At 67.0% G+C, this 19,002-nt stretch carries 18 protein-coding genes, 1 other RNA gene and 1 pseudogene; 8 read left to right on the forward strand and 12 right to left on the reverse strand.

Translation table 11 applies throughout. The features are described from left to right. Window positions 1-183: 183 nt before the first annotated feature. Window positions 184-1,383, reverse strand: coding sequence for an MFS transporter (locus tag AC3WL7_RS12605; protein WP_492750529.1), 1,200 nt, complete (start codon window positions 1,381-1,383; stop codon window positions 184-186). Between the two features lie 73 nt (window positions 1,384-1,456). On the opposite strand from AC3WL7_RS12605, the gene AC3WL7_RS12610 reads away from it, so the two are divergent. Next, window positions 1,457-2,254 carry an AraC family transcriptional regulator gene (locus tag AC3WL7_RS12610; RefSeq protein ID WP_492750531.1) on the forward strand — a complete coding sequence of 266 codons (798 nt, stop codon included), beginning with the start codon at window positions 1,457-1,459 and terminating at the stop codon, window positions 2,252-2,254. Between the two features lie 146 nt (window positions 2,255-2,400). Here AC3WL7_RS12610 and AC3WL7_RS12615 read toward each other — a convergent pair whose 3' ends face one another. Beyond that, window positions 2,401-3,174, reverse strand: a complete 774-nt coding sequence (locus AC3WL7_RS12615) for a hypothetical protein (protein ID WP_492750532.1) — start codon at window positions 3,172-3,174, stop codon at window positions 2,401-2,403. 154 nt (window positions 3,175-3,328) lie between these two features. Here AC3WL7_RS12615 and AC3WL7_RS12620 point away from each other — a divergent pair. Next, a pseudogene (locus AC3WL7_RS12620) lies at window positions 3,329-3,448 on the forward strand (AraC family transcriptional regulator); the annotation flags it as partial. A gap of 152 nt (window positions 3,449-3,600) precedes the next feature. Here AC3WL7_RS12620 and dnaJ read toward each other — a convergent pair. The 4 genes from dnaJ to hrcA form a co-directional block, all read right to left on the reverse strand. After that, window positions 3,601-4,728, reverse strand: a complete 1,128-nt coding sequence (dnaJ, locus tag AC3WL7_RS12625; protein ID WP_079221558.1) for a molecular chaperone DnaJ — start codon at window positions 4,726-4,728, stop codon at window positions 3,601-3,603. A 154-nt stretch (window positions 4,729-4,882) separates the two neighbouring features. Next, window positions 4,883-6,808: a molecular chaperone DnaK gene (gene dnaK / locus AC3WL7_RS12630; protein ID WP_108746502.1), complete on the reverse strand. Its 1,926-nt coding sequence runs from the start codon at window positions 6,806-6,808 to the stop codon at window positions 4,883-4,885. Between the two features lie 185 nt (window positions 6,809-6,993). Beyond that, window positions 6,994-7,509 (reverse strand): nucleotide exchange factor GrpE, encoded by a 516-nt coding sequence (gene grpE / locus AC3WL7_RS12635; RefSeq protein ID WP_492750535.1) that lies wholly within the window; start codon window positions 7,507-7,509, stop codon window positions 6,994-6,996. A gap of 63 nt (window positions 7,510-7,572) precedes the next feature. Continuing rightward, the gene (gene hrcA, locus AC3WL7_RS12640; protein ID WP_079221555.1) at window positions 7,573-8,637 is read right to left on the reverse strand and encodes a heat-inducible transcriptional repressor HrcA; all 1,065 of its coding nucleotides are present in this window, start codon (window positions 8,635-8,637) and stop codon (window positions 7,573-7,575) included. 114 nt (window positions 8,638-8,751) lie between these two features. Between hrcA and recN the strand changes: the two genes are divergently transcribed. Next, window positions 8,752-10,413: a DNA repair protein RecN gene (recN, locus tag AC3WL7_RS12645; protein WP_492750537.1), complete on the forward strand. Its 1,662-nt coding sequence runs from the start codon at window positions 8,752-8,754 to the stop codon at window positions 10,411-10,413. Between the two features lie 99 nt (window positions 10,414-10,512). Here the strand turns inward: recN and AC3WL7_RS12650 are convergent, their stop codons facing one another. Continuing rightward, window positions 10,513-11,430: a LysR family transcriptional regulator gene (locus tag AC3WL7_RS12650; protein WP_200733729.1), complete on the reverse strand. Its 918-nt coding sequence runs from the start codon at window positions 11,428-11,430 to the stop codon at window positions 10,513-10,515. A gap of 97 nt (window positions 11,431-11,527) precedes the next feature. Between AC3WL7_RS12650 and AC3WL7_RS12655 the strand changes: the two genes are divergently transcribed. Further along, a complete protein-coding gene (locus AC3WL7_RS12655; protein ID WP_492750539.1) occupies window positions 11,528-12,778 on the forward strand; it encodes an SGNH/GDSL hydrolase family protein in 1,251 nt (416 codons plus the stop codon). 60 nt (window positions 12,779-12,838) lie between these two features. Here the strand turns inward: AC3WL7_RS12655 and fur are convergent, their stop codons facing one another. After that, window positions 12,839-13,246, reverse strand: coding sequence for a ferric iron uptake transcriptional regulator (gene fur / locus AC3WL7_RS12660; protein WP_005409235.1), 408 nt, complete (start codon window positions 13,244-13,246; stop codon window positions 12,839-12,841). Between the two features lie 103 nt (window positions 13,247-13,349). Between fur and AC3WL7_RS12665 the strand changes: the two genes are divergently transcribed. Then, window positions 13,350-13,739 carry an outer membrane protein assembly factor BamE gene (locus AC3WL7_RS12665; protein ID WP_200733728.1) on the forward strand — a complete coding sequence of 130 codons (390 nt, stop codon included), beginning with the start codon at window positions 13,350-13,352 and terminating at the stop codon, window positions 13,737-13,739. Window positions 13,740-13,774: 35 nt separating this feature from the next. On the opposite strand, the gene AC3WL7_RS12670 is transcribed toward AC3WL7_RS12665, so the two are convergent. Both AC3WL7_RS12670 and AC3WL7_RS12675 read right to left on the reverse strand, forming a co-directional pair. Beyond that, window positions 13,775-14,032 carry an RnfH family protein gene (locus tag AC3WL7_RS12670; RefSeq protein WP_492750565.1) on the reverse strand — a complete coding sequence of 86 codons (258 nt, stop codon included), beginning with the start codon at window positions 14,030-14,032 and terminating at the stop codon, window positions 13,775-13,777. A 3-nt stretch (window positions 14,033-14,035) separates the two neighbouring features. Next, window positions 14,036-14,461 (reverse strand): type II toxin-antitoxin system RatA family toxin, encoded by a 426-nt coding sequence (locus AC3WL7_RS12675; RefSeq protein ID WP_108759463.1) that lies wholly within the window; start codon window positions 14,459-14,461, stop codon window positions 14,036-14,038. A gap of 57 nt (window positions 14,462-14,518) precedes the next feature. Here AC3WL7_RS12675 and smpB point away from each other — a divergent pair, with 57 nt between their 5' ends. Next, window positions 14,519-15,022 (forward strand): SsrA-binding protein SmpB, encoded by a 504-nt coding sequence (smpB, locus tag AC3WL7_RS12680; protein ID WP_079221548.1) that lies wholly within the window; start codon window positions 14,519-14,521, stop codon window positions 15,020-15,022. A 120-nt stretch (window positions 15,023-15,142) separates the two neighbouring features. On the opposite strand, the gene AC3WL7_RS12685 is transcribed toward smpB, so the two are convergent. After that, complete coding sequence (locus AC3WL7_RS12685) at window positions 15,143-15,715, reverse strand: hypothetical protein (RefSeq protein ID WP_492750569.1); 573 nt, start codon at window positions 15,713-15,715, stop codon at window positions 15,143-15,145. 221 nt (window positions 15,716-15,936) lie between these two features. Between AC3WL7_RS12685 and ssrA the strand changes: the two genes are divergently transcribed. Continuing rightward, window positions 15,937-16,329: a transfer-messenger RNA gene (gene ssrA / locus AC3WL7_RS12690) on the forward strand. 80 nt (window positions 16,330-16,409) lie between these two features. Here ssrA and AC3WL7_RS12695 read toward each other — a convergent pair. Beyond that, on the reverse strand, window positions 16,410-16,865 hold the full coding sequence (locus AC3WL7_RS12695; protein ID WP_492750571.1) for a methyltransferase family protein: 456 nt from the start codon (window positions 16,863-16,865) through the stop codon (window positions 16,410-16,412). Window positions 16,866-16,986: 121 nt separating this feature from the next. On the opposite strand from AC3WL7_RS12695, the gene AC3WL7_RS12700 reads away from it, so the two are divergent. Next, window positions 16,987-18,996: an esterase/lipase family protein gene (locus tag AC3WL7_RS12700; RefSeq protein WP_492750573.1), complete on the forward strand. Its 2,010-nt coding sequence runs from the start codon at window positions 16,987-16,989 to the stop codon at window positions 18,994-18,996. Window positions 18,997-19,002 lie beyond the last annotated feature (6 nt).

Here is a 19,002-nt window from a genome sequence, read left to right on the forward strand (position 1 = left end):
GGTTGAGGGGGTGTGAGCGGCATGGATGCCGCGACCAAGCCTACATGGACGTATTCACGGCGTCCCCCTCAACCGGACCCACCCCGCCAACCCACGGAAAGCCAGCTCTTGCTGTTGAGGTTGCCGGCCAGCGGCCGGCACTACCGCAGGTGCAGGGCTGCAAGCCCTGCAAACCCAAACCCCTCAGTGAGCAGCAGGACGCGACGGCGGCAGCCAGGCGGCAATGATGCCCAGCAGCGGCAGGAACGCGGTCAGCTGGTACACGTACTCGATGCTCGTCTTGTCCGCCAGCACGCCTAGAACCGCCGCACCCAACCCGCCCATGCCGAACGCGAAACCAAAGAACAACCCTGACACCATGCCGATGCGGTGCGGCATCATCTCCTGCGCGTACACCACGATGGCCGAGAACGCCGACGACAGCACGAAGCCGATCAGCACCGCCAGCACCGTCGTCCAGAACAGATCCGCATGCGGCAGCGCCAGCGCGAACGGCGCCACGCCCAGGATCGAGGTCCAGATGATCGGCTTGCGGCCGATGCGGTCGCCCAGCGGGCCACCGAGGAAACCGCCGGCCGCCGACGCCACCAGGAACGCGAACAGGTGCAGCTGCGCCTGCGCCACCGGAATGCCGAAGTGGTGGATCAAGTAGAAGGTGAAGTAGCTGCCGATGCTGGCCATGTAGAAGTACTTGCTGAAGATCAGCACCAGCAGGATCGCCATCACCCGGGCCACGGTGCGGGTCGGATGACGCGGGGCGACCGTGGCCTGCCCGACCGGGCGCGGGGCGCCCAGATGCAGCGCATACCAACGGCTGACGTAGGTCAGCAGAGCGATGCCGATCAGTGCGGCGCCGGCAAACCACGAGGCGGCGTGCTGGCCGAACGGCACGATCACCGCCGCGGCGATCAGCGGGCCCAAGGCAGTGCCGAAGTTGCCGCCGACCTGGAACACCGACTGGGCAAGCCCGTGGCGGCCGCCGGAGGCCAGCCGTGCGATGCGCGAGGCTTCCGGATGGAAAATGGCCGACCCGATGCCGACCATGGCCGCGGCCAGCAGGACCATGGCGTAGTTCGGTGCGAAGCCGAGCAGCAGCATGCCGCACAGGGTCGAGGCCATGCCGATCGGCAGCGAGTACGGTGCCGGCTTGCGGTCAGTGACCAGGCCGACCAGCGGCTGGAAGATCGAAGCGGTCAGCTGGTAGGTCAGCGTGATCAGGCCGATCTGGGTGAAGCTGAGGTTGAAGCCTCCCTTGATCACCGGATAGATGGCCAGGATCAGCGACTGCATCATGTCGTTGACCATGTGGGAGGTGGAAATCGCCGCCAGCACGCCGCGGGTCGAGCTGCGGACGGTGGGGGCGGGTGTAGCCAGGCTGGACATGGTGCGCAGTCAGGTTGGGGGCGAGCCCTGCATGCTACGGTGCCCTCCCCCTCCCTTCCGCCGCGTTCTGGTCATGCCATATCGCAAAAAGGACACTCCCTGCGCGATCAGGGAATCCGCGCCCTGGAATGAAGTGCCCGGCCACCGGCCGGTGACCTGCCGGGTCAAGGACTACCCGGCCGGCACCCGGGTGTCGCCACACCGCCATCGCCGCCACCAGCTGGTCTACGCGATGTCCGGCCTGATGGTGGTGCGCTCGGAAGTCGGCCGCTGGGTGGTGCCGTCCACGCGCGCCATCTGGATGCCGGCCGGCATGGCCCACGCGGTGGACTGCATTGCCGATGTGCACATGCGCAGCCTCTACATCGATCCGGCGTTCGCCCCGCAGCTGGCCACCGAGGCATTTGCGGTACAGGTGGCGCCCCTGCTGCGCGAGCTGCTGCACGCGGCCACGCTGATCGAAGGCGAGCACCACGATGACAGCCGCGATGGCCGCGTGGTGCGCCTGCTGCTGGACGAGCTGCACCGCATGGACGTGCTGCCGCTGCACCTGCCGACGCCCACCGACCCGCGCCTGCAGCGCATCTGCCAGCACATCCAGAAGCACCCCGGCGACGAAGCCACCCTGCAGGACTGGGCCGAAGCGCTGGCAGTGGACGTGAAAACCATCCAGCGCCACTTCGCCAGCGAGCTGGGCATGACCTTCGGCCAGTGGCGGCAACAGGCACGCCTGCTGGCCGCGATGGAGCGCCTGGCCGTGGGCGAAAAGGTGATCGATGTGGCGCTGGCAATGGGATATGACAGCCCCAGTGCGTTCGCCAGCATGTTCAAACGCCAGTTGGGACAGACCCCGGCGGCATTTTTCCGATGATCGCCTGCCGGTCCCGCAGGCAGCTCCACGCGCTAACGATCCACGGATACGGCCGGCACATGCTGATGACGAATCAACAGGAATTCCCATCTGTTGTTGAACATCAGGGGGTAATTCAGCGGTGGCAGATCATCAGGCACACGTGCCTAGGTGGGAGCTGCTTCGACGCGGCAGCCATCGGGGCGCTGGAAACCGACCAGCTCGGTGACCATCAGACGGGGACTGTCGGTTTCCGCAGTCGGGTAGCTGCGATAGTTTGGATTGGCCTTGATGCTTCGCCGCAACACCACCCGCCCAACGCTTGGCGCGTACCAGCTGATGCTGCGTTCCATTCCGTCCACCGCACCACTACCCTCCAGGCGCATGTGTTTCATGTCATCCGAGCGGGGATTGGATTTGTGCCACCGCGCATCTCTCTCGATCCGGTAGGCATTTACGTCACCCAGCGCAGTCCGTACCGTCTCGACGGCCACGACTCGGCTACTGCTCTCCTCCACATAGTCATAGCGATAGCTGCCAAACGAAGCGCGGATTTCGCCCGGCTCCTCGAACCTGTCCTGCCACTGCGCGCCGACGGATAACGGGAAGCGCAGCAGGATCTTTTCCCCTTTGCGCAGCGGATTCACGTCTGCATAGGTCTCTCGCCATTCGTGCCGAACGGCCTCTCCATCAATCGAAAGCCCCAGCTGCTGCGGTTCCACCGTCTGCAGCTGCAACGTCAGTTCTGGACGCGATGCGCCGATGGAGTAGGTCCAGCGTGTACCAGGCAAAGGCGCAGGGGCTCCCTGCGGATCGATGATCGGCTCATCGAAGCCGCAAGCCGGTGCTGCCGAGACATGGGGTACGGTCAACACCGCCACCAGCATCGTAATGCCGATGGCGCCCTGGCAGCGCAGTCTTTTCAGGATGGATGGATTCATGCTTCCATTTTAGGCGGCAGGAATCGCACAGACGAAACGCCGGGCGTGCCGTAGGCATTCTCCGCAACCGGGCATAAGAGCCAAGCGTGTCGCAGTTCCGCTGCGCAACGGTGTGCTTCGATGACCTCCCACTGGCGAGGAAGCACGATGCATGTTGGCCGTGGGCGAAAAGGTGTTCGATGGAGCGCTGGCGATGGGCTATGACAGCCCCAGTGCGTTCACCAGCATGTTCACGCGGCAGTTGGGGCAGACGCCGGCGGCGTTCTTCCGCTGATTCGGCAAGCCGCATCCACGCATGGCGTGGATCTACCAGAGAACAGCACCCCTGGTAGCGCCGGGCCATGCCCGGCGGAATGCGTGCGATGCGCGCAAACGAAAACGCCGGGCATGGCCCGGCGCTACCGTTCTACGTTTCCGCTCAAGAACTCAGGACGTCATCCGGTCCCAGAAGCCCTTGACCCCATCCATGAAGGTGGCCGACTTCGGCGAATGCTTGCGCGCTTCCTCGCCGACGAAGGTGGCTTCGAACTGTTCCAGCAGCTTGCGCTGGTCGTTGGTCAGGTTCACCGGGGTTTCCACCACCACGCGGCAGTAGAGATCGCCTTCGCTGCGGCTGCGCACTGAACGCACGCCCTTGCCGCGCAGGCGGAACAGCTTGCCGGTCTGGGTCTCGGCCGGAATGCGGATCTCCGCTTCGCCGCCAAGGGTGGCCACGCGCACGGTATCGCCCAGCGCGGCCTGCGAGATGCGGATCGGCACTTCGCAGTGCAGGTCGTCGCCGTCGCGCTGGAAGATGTGGTGCTCGCGCACGCGCACTTCCACGTACAGGTCACCCGGCGGCGTACCGGCCGGGCCGGCCTCGCCTTCGCCCTGCAGGCGGATGCGGTCGCCGGTATCGACGCCGGCCGGCACCTTCACCGACAGCACCTTGTCTTCCTCGATGCGGCCGTTGCCGTGGCAGGTCTTGCAGGGCTTGGCGATGATCTGGCCACGGCCGTTGCAGTTGTGGCAGGCCTGCTGCATGGCGAAGATGCCGCGCTGGATGCGCACCTGGCCGCGGCCATGGCACACGTTGCAGGTCTCCACCTTGCCGTCTTCCGAGCCACTGCCATCGCAGTCGCCACATTCGGCCAGGGTCGGGATCTCGATCCGGCGCTCGACGCCGCGCACGGCTTCTTCCAGGTCCAGCTCCATCACGTAGCCGATGTCGGCACCGCGACGGGCCTGGCGCGGACCACCGCCGCCACCGCCAAAGATGTTGCCGAAGATATCGCCGAAGATATCGTTCATGTCCGGGCCGCCCGGACCGCCGCCGCCGCCCATGCCGTGCTCGAACGCGGCGTGGCCGTGGGCATCGTACATGCGGCGCTTGTTGCCGTCGGACAGCGTTTCGTAGGCTTCCTTGCACTCCTTGAAGGAGGCTTCGGCCGCCGCATCACCCGGGTTGCGGTCCGGGTGGAACTTCATCGCACAGCGACGGTAGGCCTTCTTCAGCTCTTCGTCGGTGGCGGTGCGGGCAACGCCCAGCACTTCGTAGTAATCGCGCTTGCTCATATCGTGGATCGCATTCCGGAAAGTCGGGATTCGTCAAAGCGGAAGAGCGGAACCAGGTCCGCTCTTGCGTCGGGCGCCCCGACACGCCGGTGGGCGGTCAGGACCCTGGTACGACAACGGGACGCTGGTGGCCAGCGTCCCGTGTCGGTCCGGATCAGGACTTCTTGTCGTCCTTGACTTCGGTGAACTCGGCGTCCACCACGTCATCCTGCGCCTTGCCTGCGTTGCCGGCGTCGGCACCCGGGGCGGCACCGCCCTGTTCGGCCGAAGCCGCGGCGAACAGCGCCTGGCCTGCTTCTTCCAGCACCTTCGACTTGGCTTCGATCTGTGCCTTGTCGTCGCCCTTCATCGCGGTTTCCAGGTCGGCCAGTGCCGCCTCGACCTTGCCGATGACATCGCCGCCGACCTTGCTGCCGTGCTCGGTGATGGCGCTGCGGGTGCCGTGGATCAGGGCATCGGCCTGGTTACGGGCCTGCACCAGTTCCTGGAACTTCTTGTCTTCTTCGCGGTTGGCTTCCGCGTCGGCGACCATGCGTGCGATCTCTTCCTCGGACAGGCCCGAACCGGCCTTGATCTCGACCTTCTGTTCCTTGTTGGTCTTCTTGTCCTTGGCCGACACGTGCAGGATGCCGTTGGCGTCGATGTCGAAGGACACTTCCACCTGCGGCAGGCCGCGCGGGGCCGGCTCGATGCCGGACAGGTCGAACTTGGCCAGCGACTTGTTGAAGCGGGCCTGTTCGCGCTCACCCTGCAGCACGTGCACGGTCACGGCCGACTGGTTGTCTTCAGCGGTCGAGAACACCTGCGACGCCTTGGTCGGGATGGTGGTGTTCTTCTCGATGATCTTGGTGAACACACCGCCCATGGTCTCGATGCCCAGCGACAGCGGGGTCACGTCCAGCAGCAGCACGTCCTTGACATCGCCGCCCAGCACGCCGCCCTGGATCGCCGCACCCAGTGCCACGGCTTCGTCCGGGTTGACGTCCTTGCGCGGTTCCTTGCCGAAGAACTCGGTCACCGCCTGCTGCACCTTCGGCATGCGGGTCTGGCCACCGACCAGGATCACTTCGCTGATGTCGCTCGAGCGCAGGCCGGCATCGTTCAGGGCGACGCGGCACGGCTCGATCGACTTCCTGATCAGCTCGTCCACCAGCGACTCCAGCTTGGCGCGGGTCAGCTTGATGTTCAGGTGCTTCGGGCCCGACGCGTCAGCGGTGACGTACGGCAGGTTCACTTCGGTCTGCTGGGCGCTGGACAGCTCGATCTTGGCGCGCTCGGCGGCGTCCTTCAGGCGCTGCAGGGCCAGCGGATCCTTGCGCAGGTCGATGCCCTGGTCCTTGTTGAACTCTTCGACCAGGTATTCGATGACGCGGTTGTCGAAATCTTCGCCGCCCAGGAAGGTGTCACCGTTGGTGGCCAGCACTTCGAACTGCTTCTCGCCGTCGACGTTGGCGATCTCGATCACCGAGACGTCGAAGGTGCCGCCGCCCAGATCGTACACCACGATCTTGCGATCCTTGTTGTCGCCCTTGTCCAGGCCATAGGCCAGCGCGGCCGCAGTCGGCTCGTTGATGATGCGCTTGACGTCCAGGCCGGCGATGCGGCCAGCGTCCTTGGTCGCCTGGCGCTGGCTATCGTTGAAGTAGGCCGGCACGGTGATGACCGCTTCGGTGACCTTCTCACCGAGGAAGTCCTCGGCGGTCTTCTTCATCTTTTCCAGCACCTTGGCCGAGATTTCCTGCGGCGCCATCTTCTTGGCATCGCTGGTGGACACCCAAGCGTCGCCGTTGTCATGGGCCAGGATGCTGTACGGGACGTGGGCGATGTCCTTCTGCACTTCGGCGTCGGTGAACTTGCGGCCGATCAGGCGCTTCACCGCGTAGAAGGTGTTCTTGGGGTTGGTGACGGCCTGGCGCTTGGCCGAGGCGCCGACCAGGACTTCGCCGTCCTTGGTGTAGGCGACGATCGACGGGGTGGTGCGATCGCCTTCCGAATTCTCGATGACGCGGGCCTTGCCGCCGTCCATGATCGCCACGCACGAGTTGGTGGTGCCGAGGTCGATACCAATGATCTTGCCCATGGGGGAGACTCCTGAAGAATGCTTGTTGGTGTCAGTCCGGCCGGTCGGCCGGTGGATGAATGGGATGTGGGGGAGGCTCGTGGAACATTCAAGCCATCACCCGAACGCTGTGTTCAACCGTTCAAGAAACGCCGGGCATGGCCCGGCGCTACCCGACGGCGGTGGGCCGTTGCCAGCCCGGCGCGTCAATCGGCGGCCACTACCACCAGCGCCGGCCGCAGCAGGCGCTCGTTGAGCAGGTAGCCCTTCTGGAACACGGTCACCACGCTGCCGGGGGCGGCACCGGGGGCCGGCACCTGGCTGATGGCCTGGTGGTGTTCCGGGTTGAACGGCTGGCCGGTCGGGTCCAGCAGGACCAGGCCGTTGTCGGCGGCGACCTTCAGCAGCTGCTTGTAGGTCATCTCCAGCCCCTCGCGCAGCGGGTTGGAATCGTCGCCGGCAGCCTTCAGGCCGGCATCCAGGCTGTCAAACACCGGCAGCAGCTCGCCCAGCAGCTTCTCGTTGGCGAACTTGCGGGCCTGGTCGATGTCGCGGGCCACGCGCTTGCGCTGGTTCTCCAGGTCGGCGCGCTCACGCAGCGCATCGGCCTTGACCTGCTCGACCTCGGCGCGCAGGCGCTCCAGTTCGTCATGGGTGCCTGCGGCAGCGGCCGCATCGGCGGCGCTATGCTGGGCTTCGATATCTGGATGTTCTTGGTTCATGTCTGGGTCCCTGGCGGTCACTCTCCGCCTCCACCCACCCTAGTGTGGGCGGGATGCTGCGTTTCAAGCGTCTGCCGGCCCCGGACCGCGTCCCGGGGGCGAAAAGGCCGCCCCGAGCACGTCCGCGGTGGCCTGGACCAGCGGAATCACCCGGTCGTAGGCCATCCGCTTGGGCCCGATCACCCCCAGCACGCCCAGCACCTGCCCGTTGGCGGTATAGGGCGCGGTGACCAGCGAGACCCCCTGCAGCGGCATCATCCCCGTCTCTTCACCGATGAAGATGCGCACGCCCGGGGCCTGGATGGTCCGCTCCAGCAGCTGCAGGATCTCGCGCTTGCTGGAGAACAGTTCGAACAGTTCGCGCAGGCGTTCCAGGTCGGACAGGTCCTGCACGCCCATCAGCCGGGTCTGGCCGGCCACCAGCATGTCGTCGGCCGGCGGCTGCAGGGCCTGCTCGGCCAACTCGATGCTGTGGGCCAGCAGCAGCTCCAGCTCGGAACGGGCGTCGCGCAGCTCCAGCAGCAGGCGGGTGCGGATTTCGGCCAGCGGCAGGCCGGCAAAATGGGCATTGAGGTAGTTGGCCACCTGTTCCAGCTGGCCAGGCTCGAAGTCCTGGCGGGTCTCGATGACCCGGTTCTGCACCTCGTTGTCGGCAAACACCAGGATCGCCAGGACCCGGCGCCCGTCCAGCGCCACGAAATCGATCTGGCGGAAGGCGAACTGCTCGCGCCGCGGCGCGCTGACCACGCCCACGAAGTGGCTCATGGCCGACAGCAGCTCCGAGGCGCTGCCCAGCAGGGCCTGGGTACTGCCGCCTCCGGCCAGTTCGTGGCGCAGGCGGGCCAGTTCACCCTCGCCCGGCGGCTGCATCTGCAGCAGGCTGTCCACGAACACCCGGTAGCCGTGCGCGGTCGGGATGCGCCCGGCCGAGGTATGCGGCGAGGCCAGCAGGCCCAGGTCCTCCAGGTCGCCCAGGATGTTGCGGATGGTGGCCGGACTGACCTCCAAGCCAGCCACGCGCGCCAGCGTCTGCGAGCCGACCGGCTCGCCGTCCTGGATGTAACGCGCGATCAGCGTGCGCAGCAGATGGCGCGCACGCGGGGCAAGCTGGTCAGCGGAACCGTGCATGGAATCAACCTGTGAGACACGGACACTAGATAATGGCGGTGCGTCGCCTTGGCAAGTCATTGGACCACCCCGCCGCGCGTGCTAGCGTTGCGCGGCTCAGACACCCCTGTACCCATGCTCAGACATCTTTCGATCAAGGATTTTGCCGTCGTCCGCGCCACCGAACTGGAATTCGGGCCCGGCATGACCGTTGTTTCAGGCGAGACCGGCGCCGGCAAGTCGCTGATGGTCGACGCGCTGGGCTTCCTGTCCGGCCTGCGCGCCGACAGCGGCGTGGTCCGCCACGGCGCCGCCCGCGCCGAGCTGTCGGCCGAGTTCGCCCTGGACCAGCTGCAGGCCGCACGCCAGTGGCTGGCCGACAACGAGCTGGACGACGAGGACCAGTGCCAGCTGCGCCGGGTGATCCGCGCCGACGGTGGCTCGCGTTCCTGGATCAACGGCCGCCCGGTGACCCTGGCACAGCTGGCCGAACTGGCAGGGCGGCTGGTGGAAATCCACGGCCAGCATGAGCAGCAGGCCCTGCTGACGCGCCCGTCACAGCTGGCCCTGCTCGATGCCTATGCCCGCAACGAGGCCGAGCGCCGCCAGGTTCGCCGCGCCGCCGCCGCGTGGCAGGCGCTGGTCGATGAATCACTGGCGCTGTCGCAACAGGGCGACGTTTCCGACCGCATCGGCTTCCTCGAGCACCAGCTGCGCGAGCTCGACCGCGAGGACCTGGAACCCGAATCGATTGCCGCCCTGGGCGCCAGCCACCGTCGCCAGGCCCACGCCAGCGCCCTGCTGAGCGCCTGCCAGGCGGCCAGCAACCAGCTTAACGGTGACGACGGCAGCTCGGCGCTGGACCTGCTGCAGCAGGTGCGCCACGAGCTGTCACGCCTGATCGAGCACGACCCGCGCCTGGGCGAGGTGGACGGCTTGATCGAGAACGCCTCGATCCAGCTGCACGAAGCCCTGTCGCTGCTGGACCGGGTGCACGACGATCTCGATGCCGACCCGGAGCAGTTCGAGGAGAACGAGCGCCGCCTCGGCCGCCTGCACGACCTGGCCCGCAAGCACCGCGTGCCGATGGACGAACTGGGCGCGCAGCGCGAGCGCATGCATGCCGAAGTGGAGCAGCTGCGCGGCGCCGACGAGCGCCTGCAGCGCCTGGCCGGTGAGATCGAGAAGGCTGCCGCCGCGTGGCGCGTGCAGGCCGAAGTGCTCAGCGGCAGCCGTCGCCAGGCTGCGGCCGAACTGTCGGCCACCACCACCGGCATCATCGCCGAGCTGGGCATGGGCGGCGGCCAGTTCCTGATCGAGCTGGAACCGCAGGACAGCGGAAAGCCCGACCCGCAGGGTGCCGAGCGCGTAGAGTTCCTGGTGGCAGCCAATGCCGGGCAGCCACCGCGTGCGCTGCGCAAGGTCGCCTCCGGTGGTGAACTGTCGCGCATCTCGCTGGCCATCGAGGTGGCTGCGCTGGACCTCGATGCGGTACCGACCATGGTGTTCGACGAAGTCGACTCGGGCATCGGCGGCGCGGTGGCCGACATCGTCGGCCAGAAGCTGCGCGCGTTGGGCGAGAAGCGCCAGGTGCTGTGCGTCACCCACCTGCCGCAGGTCGCCTCCAAGGGCCACGCCCATTACCGGGTCAGCAAGGCCCCGGTGGAAGGCATGACCCAGAGCGCAGTGGAGAAGCTGGATACCAAGGCACGCGAGGAAGAGCTCGCGCGCATGCTGGGTGGCGTGGAAGTGAGCAAGGAAGCGCGCGCCGCCGCCCGCAAGCTGCTCCAGGTGTAACGCAGGCCGAGCCGAGCATGGGCTCGGCTCTACAGAACAGCCCGAACGAAACCGACATGTAGAGCCGAGCCCATGCTCGGCTTCCGTCCGCCGGCGGTCTCAGCCCAACGGCCGCGCCAGATCCACGTGCTCCACCAGGAAATCGAGGAACGCGCGCACCCGCAGCGGCAGGTAACCGCCCTGCCCCAGGAACACCGCGTGTACCTCTTCCAGGTCACCCGGATTGGCATCTTCCAGCACCGGCAGCAGGCGCCCACCGGCTATGTCGGCCTGCACCTGGAACGCGGCCAGCCGCGCCATGCCCAGCCCACCCAGCACCAGCTGGCGCAGCGCGTCACCATTGCTGGCGCGGGCATTGCCGTTGGGCAGCACCATGCGCTCGCGGCCGTCCTGCAGCACCGGCCAGCCCTGCATCGCCCGCGCGTGGCCGATGTCCAGCCGGTTGTGCGCCAGCAGTTCCTCCGCCGTGCGCGGCAGTCCCTGCCGCTGCGCATAGGACGGCGCCGCCACGATCATCATCCGGGTCGAGCCCAGCCGCCGGGCCACCAGGCTGGAACTCTTCAGCGGCCCTGCACGCACGGCGACGTCGGTGCGCTGTTCCAGCAGGTCGATCACCTCGTCGTTCAGCGTCAGGTCCACGCCCACCTGGGGATTGCGCTGCAGGAACCGCGGCAGCAGCGGCAGCAGGAAGTGCTGGCCGAAGGGCACGTTGGAATTGACCCGCAGCCGCCCACGCGGCTCGGCATGGGCACTGGCACAGCGCTCGGCCTCCTCCAGGTCAGCCAGCACCCGCAGCCCGCGTTCGTAGAACGCGCAGCCTTCCGGGGTCAGTTGCAGCTGCCGGGTGGAACGCTGCAGCAGGCGCGTGCCCAGCCGCTGCTCCAGCCGCGCCACCAGCTTGCTGACCGCCGAAGGCGTCATGTCCAGCGAGCGCGCGGCGGCGGAAAAGCCGCCGGTCTCGATCACCCGTACGAACACTTCCAGTTCGCCGGATCGGTTGATGTCAGGTCGCGCCATGTCAGTGAATCCAGTTCACAGATGATTGTCCATCCGCAGTCTAGTTCACAGATGAGGCCGCAATCACCATGGCACTTCCTCCTGCCGGGATTGCCCGATGCACCGCCTCCGCCATATTGCCGCCACTGTCCTGATCGCCCTGTCCGACACCGCCAGCGCTGAACCAGCCAGCCCCAGCCACTGGGTCGCCAGCTGGCAGGCCAGCCCGCAGGCGGTCTGGGGCGCGGACTTCCTGTTTCCGACCCTGATCCCGCCCGCCCTGCAGGACCAGACCTTCCGCCAGACCGCGCGCATCAGCCTGGGCGGACCGCGGCTGCGGGTGCGGCTGAGCAATGCCCATGGGCAGCAGCCGCTACGGGTAGGCGCGGCCAGCGTGGCCAGCGCCGCCGGCAGGGCTCCCCTGGCCCTGCAGTTCGACGGCCAGCCCAGCGTGCTGATCGCCCCCGGCCAGGAGCGCCTGAGCGACCCGTTGGCCCTGCCCACCCGCGCCCTGCAGGCCGTCCAGGTCAGCCTCTACCTGCCAGCAGCCACGCCGCTGCACAGCTTCCACTGGGACGGCCGGCAGACCAGCTGGATCGCCCCCGGTGACCAGAGCCGAGCGACCACCCTGCACGGGGCCGAACCCACCACTGCACGCCTGGTACTGACCGGCATCGACGTCGAGGCGCCAGCCAGCGCGCGCAGCGTGGTGGTCATCGGCGATTCGATCACCGATGGCGCGACCGCCAGCCTGGACCAGGACCAGCGCTGGACTGACCATCTGGCCGCCCGCCTGGCTCCGCGCGGGGTGGCCGTAGCCAATGCCGGCATCTCCGGCGGCCGCCTGCTGCGCGACGGCATGGGCGAAGCCGCCCTCACCCGCTTCCCGCGTGACGTACTCGACCAATCCGGCGTGGCCAGCGTGATCGTGCTGCTCGGCATCAACGACATCAGCTGGCCGGGCACGGCCTTCGCCCGCGACGAGGCCCGCCCCACCCTGGGCCAGCTGCAGGCCGGCTACCGCACGCTGGCGCGGCAGGCCCACGGCCGGGGCCTGCGGATCCTCGGCGCGACCCTGCCGCCCTTCGCGGGCGCCCTCCCCGGTACGCCACTGGAGGACTACTACGCTGCGGACAAGGACGCGCTGCGCCGGCAGCTCAACGACTGGCTGCGCAGCGACAGCCCGTTCGACGCCGTGATCGACCTCGATGCGGCCCTGCGTGATCCCGCTGATCCGTCGCGGATGGCCCCCGCCTTTGACTCGGGCGACCACCTGCACCCCGGCGATGCCGGCAACCGGGCGATGGCCGAGGCGGTGGACCTGCAGGTGTTCATGGGGCCATCCACGCATGGCGCGGACCTGCCCTGACAAACGAAAAACCCCGGGCATGCCCGGGGTCTTCGCATATCCACTGCTGGCGCCAGCGCCTTACTTGCGCTTCTTGCGCACGTACAGCACCAGCGAATGCTCTTCCAGCTCGTAGCCGTGGTCTGCGGCGATCTTGCGCTGCAGCTCCTCGATCTCGTGGCTTTCGAACTCGATGATCTTCCCGCTGTCCACATCGACCATGTGGTCGTGGTGGCCGCCGCGATCCAGCTCATAGACGGCCTGGCCGCCTTCGAAGTTGTGCTTCAGCACCAGGCCGGCGGCCTCGAACTGGGTCAGCACCCGGTACACCGTGGCCAGGCCGATTTCATCGCCATGCTCCAGCAGCTGGCGGTAGATGTCTTCGGCGGTCATGTGGTGCTGGGCGTTGCGCTGCTCGAGCAGCGCCAGGATCCGCATCCGCGGATGGGTCACCTTCAGGCCGACTTTACGCAGGTCGTGGGTTTCCATAGGTCTCCGTTCATTGGCGATTTAGCGCCAGCTGCCTCGGATTGGGTCGCGGTGGCACGCCGGGAGTGTATCATCGGTTTGATTTCCCCAACCGCCAGTACCGATGCGCAATCTTCTGTTGGTCGCCGCCGTCGCCCTGTCCACCACCGGGTGCGGCATCATCTACAAGCAACCCATCTATCAGGGCAACCTGATCCGGGAAGATGCCGTCTCCAAGCTGCAGGTCGGGCAGAGCAAGCAGCAGGTGAATGCGCTGCTGGGCACCCCGTCCGTGCCGGACCCCTTCCACGCCCAGCGCTGGGATTACACCTCCAGCCAGCGCGTGAACCGTCTCGGCCGTACCGAAGTGAAGAACTTCACCGTGTACTTCGAGAATGACGCCGTCACCCGTTGGGATGGCGACTACTTCCCGGCCAACGACAAGGCCCTGGCCCAGCAGACGGTCCGCCAGTTCGGCCGCAACCTGGCCAAGGACAAGAAGAAGGGTCGCTGAGCCCACCGCCCGCCCTGCGGGGCGGGACCCTGGAATCAATCGCCGCGCGCGCGACGCCGGCGGTTTTCCTTGGGATCGGCCTGCAGCGGCCGCAGCAGTTCCACCCGATCACCGTCCAGCAGCGCCTGCTGCGGGCGTGCCAGCACGCCATGCACGGCGGCGGCCGGACACCCGGCACTGCCCTCGAGGGCGGCTGCGGCAATGGCCTCGGCCACGGTCGCACCTTCCGGCAGCTGCAACCGGCGTGACTGCACCTGTTGCGGCCAGGCCAGTACCACCTCGACCTCGATCATCGCTCAGCCCTCGTCGGCAACGCGGACGAAGTCGTTGACCATGCGGTCGGCCAGGCCCTGGAAACCGATCGCCAGCGCCGGTGCGAGCAGGCGCGATTTCGGCTCGAACTCCAGGGTGAGGGTGACCTTGCAGGCATCCTCGGCCAGCGCATGGAACTCCCAGCGGCCATGCAGCTGCTTGAACGGACCGTCGCGCAGCTGCATATCGATGCTGTGCGGGCGCTGCAGGGTGTTTTCGGTCTGGAACCAGGTGCTGAACGAGCCCAGGCCCAGATCCAGGCGGGCGACCAGGCGGTCCTCGCCCTGTTCCAGGATGCGGGCGTCCGAGCACCAGCGGAAGCGGCGCGGGTAGGCCTGGACATCGTTGACCAGGTCGAACATGCGCGCGGCCGAGTGTTCGACCAGGGCGCTGCGGCGGATAGTAGGCATAAAGACGGCGCGTTTCGGCAATCGACCGGGCGGGCCCGAATCGGAGACAATACGGAAATGAGCAAGAACAGCGGCAAGGATAAAGCAAAGAACGCGACGGCCAACAAAACCATCGCGTTGAACAAGCGTGCCCGCCACGAGTACCACATCGAGGAACGCTTCGAGGCAGGCCTGGCCCTGCAGGGCTGGGAGGTGAAGTCGATCCGCGCCGGGCGCGGCAACATCATCGACGCCTACGCCTACGTGAAGCAGGGCGAGATCTTCCTGATCGGCGCGCAGATCACTCCGTTGATCCAGGCCTCCACCCACGTGGTGGCCAACGACCGGCGCGAGCGCAAGCTGCTGCTGCACCGGAACGAGATCGACAAGCTGGTCGGCAAGGTCGAGCGCGATGGCTACACGATCGTGCCCACCGCCATGTACTGGAGCAAGAACAAGATCAAGCTCGAAGTGGCGCTGGCCAAGGGCAAGCAGACCCACGACAAGCGCGATGCCGCCAAGGACCGCGACTGGGCGATCGAGAAGCAGCGCGTGATGCGTCGCGGAAACCGCGACGCGTAACAGCTGTCTGTAGAGTCGAGCTCGCTCGACTGCGCAGATCAAAAACAGCCGAGCATGGGCTCGGCTCTACAGGTCGCGGGGCAGCCGAGCATGGGCTCGGCTCTACAGAAAGGGGGGCGATCAGCCGGCCAGCATGCCCTGCCCGCGCATCCGCGGCGCCAAGGCCGCGTGCATCACCGCCAGGTGCATCACCACCGCCAGCTCTGGCGCATGCCGGTCATCGCCGGCCCGCCACTGCTTTGCCAGCTGGGCCGCATCATCCGGCAACAGGGCCAGCAGCTGCTGGTCATCGAGCGCGTCGGCCCGGTGCTGCAGCTGCTGCGACAGCGCCCAGCTGCGACGGACATGGGTCAGCATGCTCAACGAGGCCAGGGTCAGCAGGGCCACCGCCGCGCCGTGCTCGAACCATTGCGCGATGACATCTGGACCCCAGACCATCACCGCCAGCACGGCCAGGGCCAGCATGCGCCAGCCCGGCACCAGGGCCTGGTCGCGACGCGGCCAGTACACCACCACCGCACTGGCCACCAGGAACACCGCCGCCGTCGCCGGCAGCGCGGTCAGGCAGGCCGCAGTGACGATCGCGGCCAGTACCGCCCATACCCAGCCGGGCGGCAACGCGCGTCGGCGGTAGTCGGCGCCTACCGGCCCGACCAGCTGTCGCAGGCTGCGTTGTGGGATGGTGTCAGTCACCCGGGGGTCTCCGTGTCGTTCCTGGCTCGGATGTTGGCCGCCAGTGTGTCGCAAAATCGTGCCAATGAAGTTAGCAATCCGCTATGACAACCGCTCTACAACTTGTTGCGGATTGCCAAGGTGACTGTTCAGCTGTTTTGCCGTAGCATGACAACTGTTGGGCAGGCCCTGCACGTGGCAACACGCACTTGGCCTTGTACCTTGCAGAACTTGAAGAAACCGGGGGTGCATTGGTTTCGACGGGGGTTGTGAAGTCGCCTGGCGCATGCCGAGGGGGTAGCTGTCCTCGTAAATCCAGCTGCAAAACTCTAGTTGCCAACGACGACAACTACGCTCCGGTCGCTCTCGCAGCCTAAAAACTGCGGTGCGTGACCTTCTGCCGACTTAGGCGGAGCCTCGAAACTGCTTGTGTCCATGCTCGCAGCGTAGAGTCATTATCATGGAATCGCGCTGGGCGGCTGCCTGTCAGTCCGGCACTAGAACACAACAGGCTGGTTCCCGGGTGCGCTTTGCACACCGTGCTGCTCGGGGATGAGATTCAACGGTGAGCTAAGCATGTAGTGCTGGGGATGGAGTGCCTTCGGACGGCGGTTCAATTCCGCCCACCTCCACCATCTGTACCGCCCTTCGGGGCACGAAAAGCCGGACACTCCCGTCGATTGGGGTCCGGCTTTTTTGTTGCCTGCGCCCTGCCCTACAGCCAGCGCCGCACCCCGCGCCGGAAGGCGGCATAGTCCTCCCCGAACCGGTCGGCCAGCACCCGCTCCTCCGGCAGGATCTGGAAACGCGTGATCCAGCCGACGAATAGCGGCACCACCAGCAGCGCCGCAGCACTGCCCAGCCACAGCACTCCCCCCAGCAGCAGCAGCGCCTGCCCCAGATACATCGGGTTGCGGGTGTGGCGGTAGATGCCGCCGGTCACCAGCGACGTGGCGGCAGCCGGGCGCAGTGGATTGACCGTGGTCCGCGCGCGGCGGAAGGTCAGCTTGGGCAGCAGGTTCAGCCCCACCCCTGCCAGCCCCACCAGCACTGCAACCCAGCCAGGAACCGGCAGGACGGGCCACGGCCAGGCGCCGGCCAGCGCATAGCCGAGCGCCCCGCACAGCAGCATCACCAGCGGCGGTGGAATGCGCGTTTCCATCAGGTGCATCGTCATTCCCTGAAAAGCACTGCCAGCGATGGTGTCACAGTCCACCCAGCGCGCGTTTATCCACGTGCTTCCGCCTTGACGCTCCGCCCGCTAGAGTGGCGCCACCGCGCCGGAGGATCGCATGGCAACCACGGGCTTCGGCGTCATCCGCCACACGACCCTCGTCTTCATCGCGCTGCTCCTGCTGAGCGGCTGCGCCACGCTGCGCCAGTTCGGCCCCTCGGTGCAGGTGGCCACGGTCACCCCGGGCCAGTACATCGCCCTCAAGCGCGGCGACATCCTCACCAGCGGCAGGCTGAGCGCGGCGACCACCGAAACGCTGCGGGTGGCCGGCCTGGATGAAACCGCCTGCGCCAAGCCCGGCCCGTCGTGCATCGAGGCGATGGAAGCGAGCATCGTGGTGCGTGAGGAGGACAAGCGCTCGGCGCTGGCCGAACTGTGGCTGCAGCAGGCGATGGCGATGCCCATGCCGAAGGCCCGGCGCGGCACGACGCCGGAGATGCTGGTGGCCGATCCCGGCTTCCAGCCGCGGCTGGATGCGTGGATGCACGTCGCCCGGCAGGCCTATGCGTATCTGTTCTTCACCGAACGCACGGCCAACCAGCGCGGCTTCGAAGACCGCCAGACCCAGGTGCGCGACTACTACAACCTGGCCGTGCAGGAAGCTGCGGTGATGCTGTTCGATGCCTATTCCAGCCATCAGGTGGGCAACGACAGCGGCCGCTTGCGGCTGGGCCGCTGGACCTTCGTGCTGGCCCAGCCCGATGCAGACACCACGCAGGACACGCGCGAGCCGATCGAGCTGGTCGCGGCCGCGTCGATGTCCTTTACCGGCACGCTGCGCAGCGTGCATCGCCGCGATGGCTTCGGCGCCGAGCTGGTGGCGGTGATGGCCGACCCGGCCACGACCGGTCTGGCCGCTGCAGCGCATGCCGACCGTCCGGGCCAGGACGCCGCGCCACCTGAGCGCAGCTGGAGCGAGATGCCCTCGCCCTCGATGACCGTGCTGCTGCGTTTTTCCGGCGCCAACCTGTGGGAGATGCTGCACGACGACGAGCCGGAGCTGGAGATCCACGACCCGTACCAGATCTCGATGGTGCAGCTGCATGGCGAGCAGGTGCCGCTGGCTGCCAATTTCACCGCCGGCTATGCGCTGTGGCTGGCCCGTTCCAACTTCAGCCGGCAGTCGCTGCGCTCGCTGTTCGGCGGCAAGGGCGGCATCGACCGCCCGCATCTGTTCATGATGCAGCCCTACGACCCCAACCGCCGCGTGCTGCTGATGATCCACGGCCTGGCCAGCAGCCCCGAGGCCTGGGTGAACGTGGCCAACGAGCTGATGCGCGACGACGAGATCCGCCGCGATTTCCAGGTCTGGCAGTTCTACTACCCGACCAACATGCCGATCGCGCTGAGCCACGATGCGATCCGGCGCACGCTCGAGGACGTGATGCAGCACTACGATCCCAGCGGCAAGGCGGTGGCTTCGCATGACATGGTGCTGGTCGGGCACAGCATGGGCGGGGTGATCTCGCGGCTGATGGTGTCTTCGTCGGGCGACCACCTGGTGGACACGCTGCTGGCCACGACCCAACTGAGCCCGGCACAGCGCGAACTGCTGCGCAGCAAGGGCCCGCCGCTGCTGACCTTCCAGCCCGAACCGGAAATCTCACGGGTGGTCTTCATCGCCACCCCGCACCGTGGCACCGACGTGGCCGGCACGCGCCTGGGCCGCTGGATCGGCCGCCTGGTGCGGCTGCCGCTGACCGTGCTGGAAGACGCCGCCAACGTCGCCAAGGACGGCCACATCGACCGCGACGATGGCAAGCACGGTTACCAGATGAACAGCATCCAGAACCTCGACAAGGACGATCCGTTCGTGAAGGCGGTGGCCGATCTGCCGATGTCACCGCGGGTGCGCTACCACTCCATCATCGCGCGCGCCAGCGCCGACGGGCCACTGGAAAAAACCAACGATGGCCTGGTTCCCTACTGGAGCTCGCACCTGCCCAATGCGGTATCGGAGAAGGTGATCGTGTCCGGGCACAGCGTGCAGGAAGCCACGCCGGCGATTGTCGAGCTGCGGCGCATCCTGCACGAGGACATGCAGGCGCATGATGGCGGGCAGAAATAATCCTGC

The organism is Stenotrophomonas sp. FW305-3-2-15-E-LB1, from assembly GCF_058787375.1.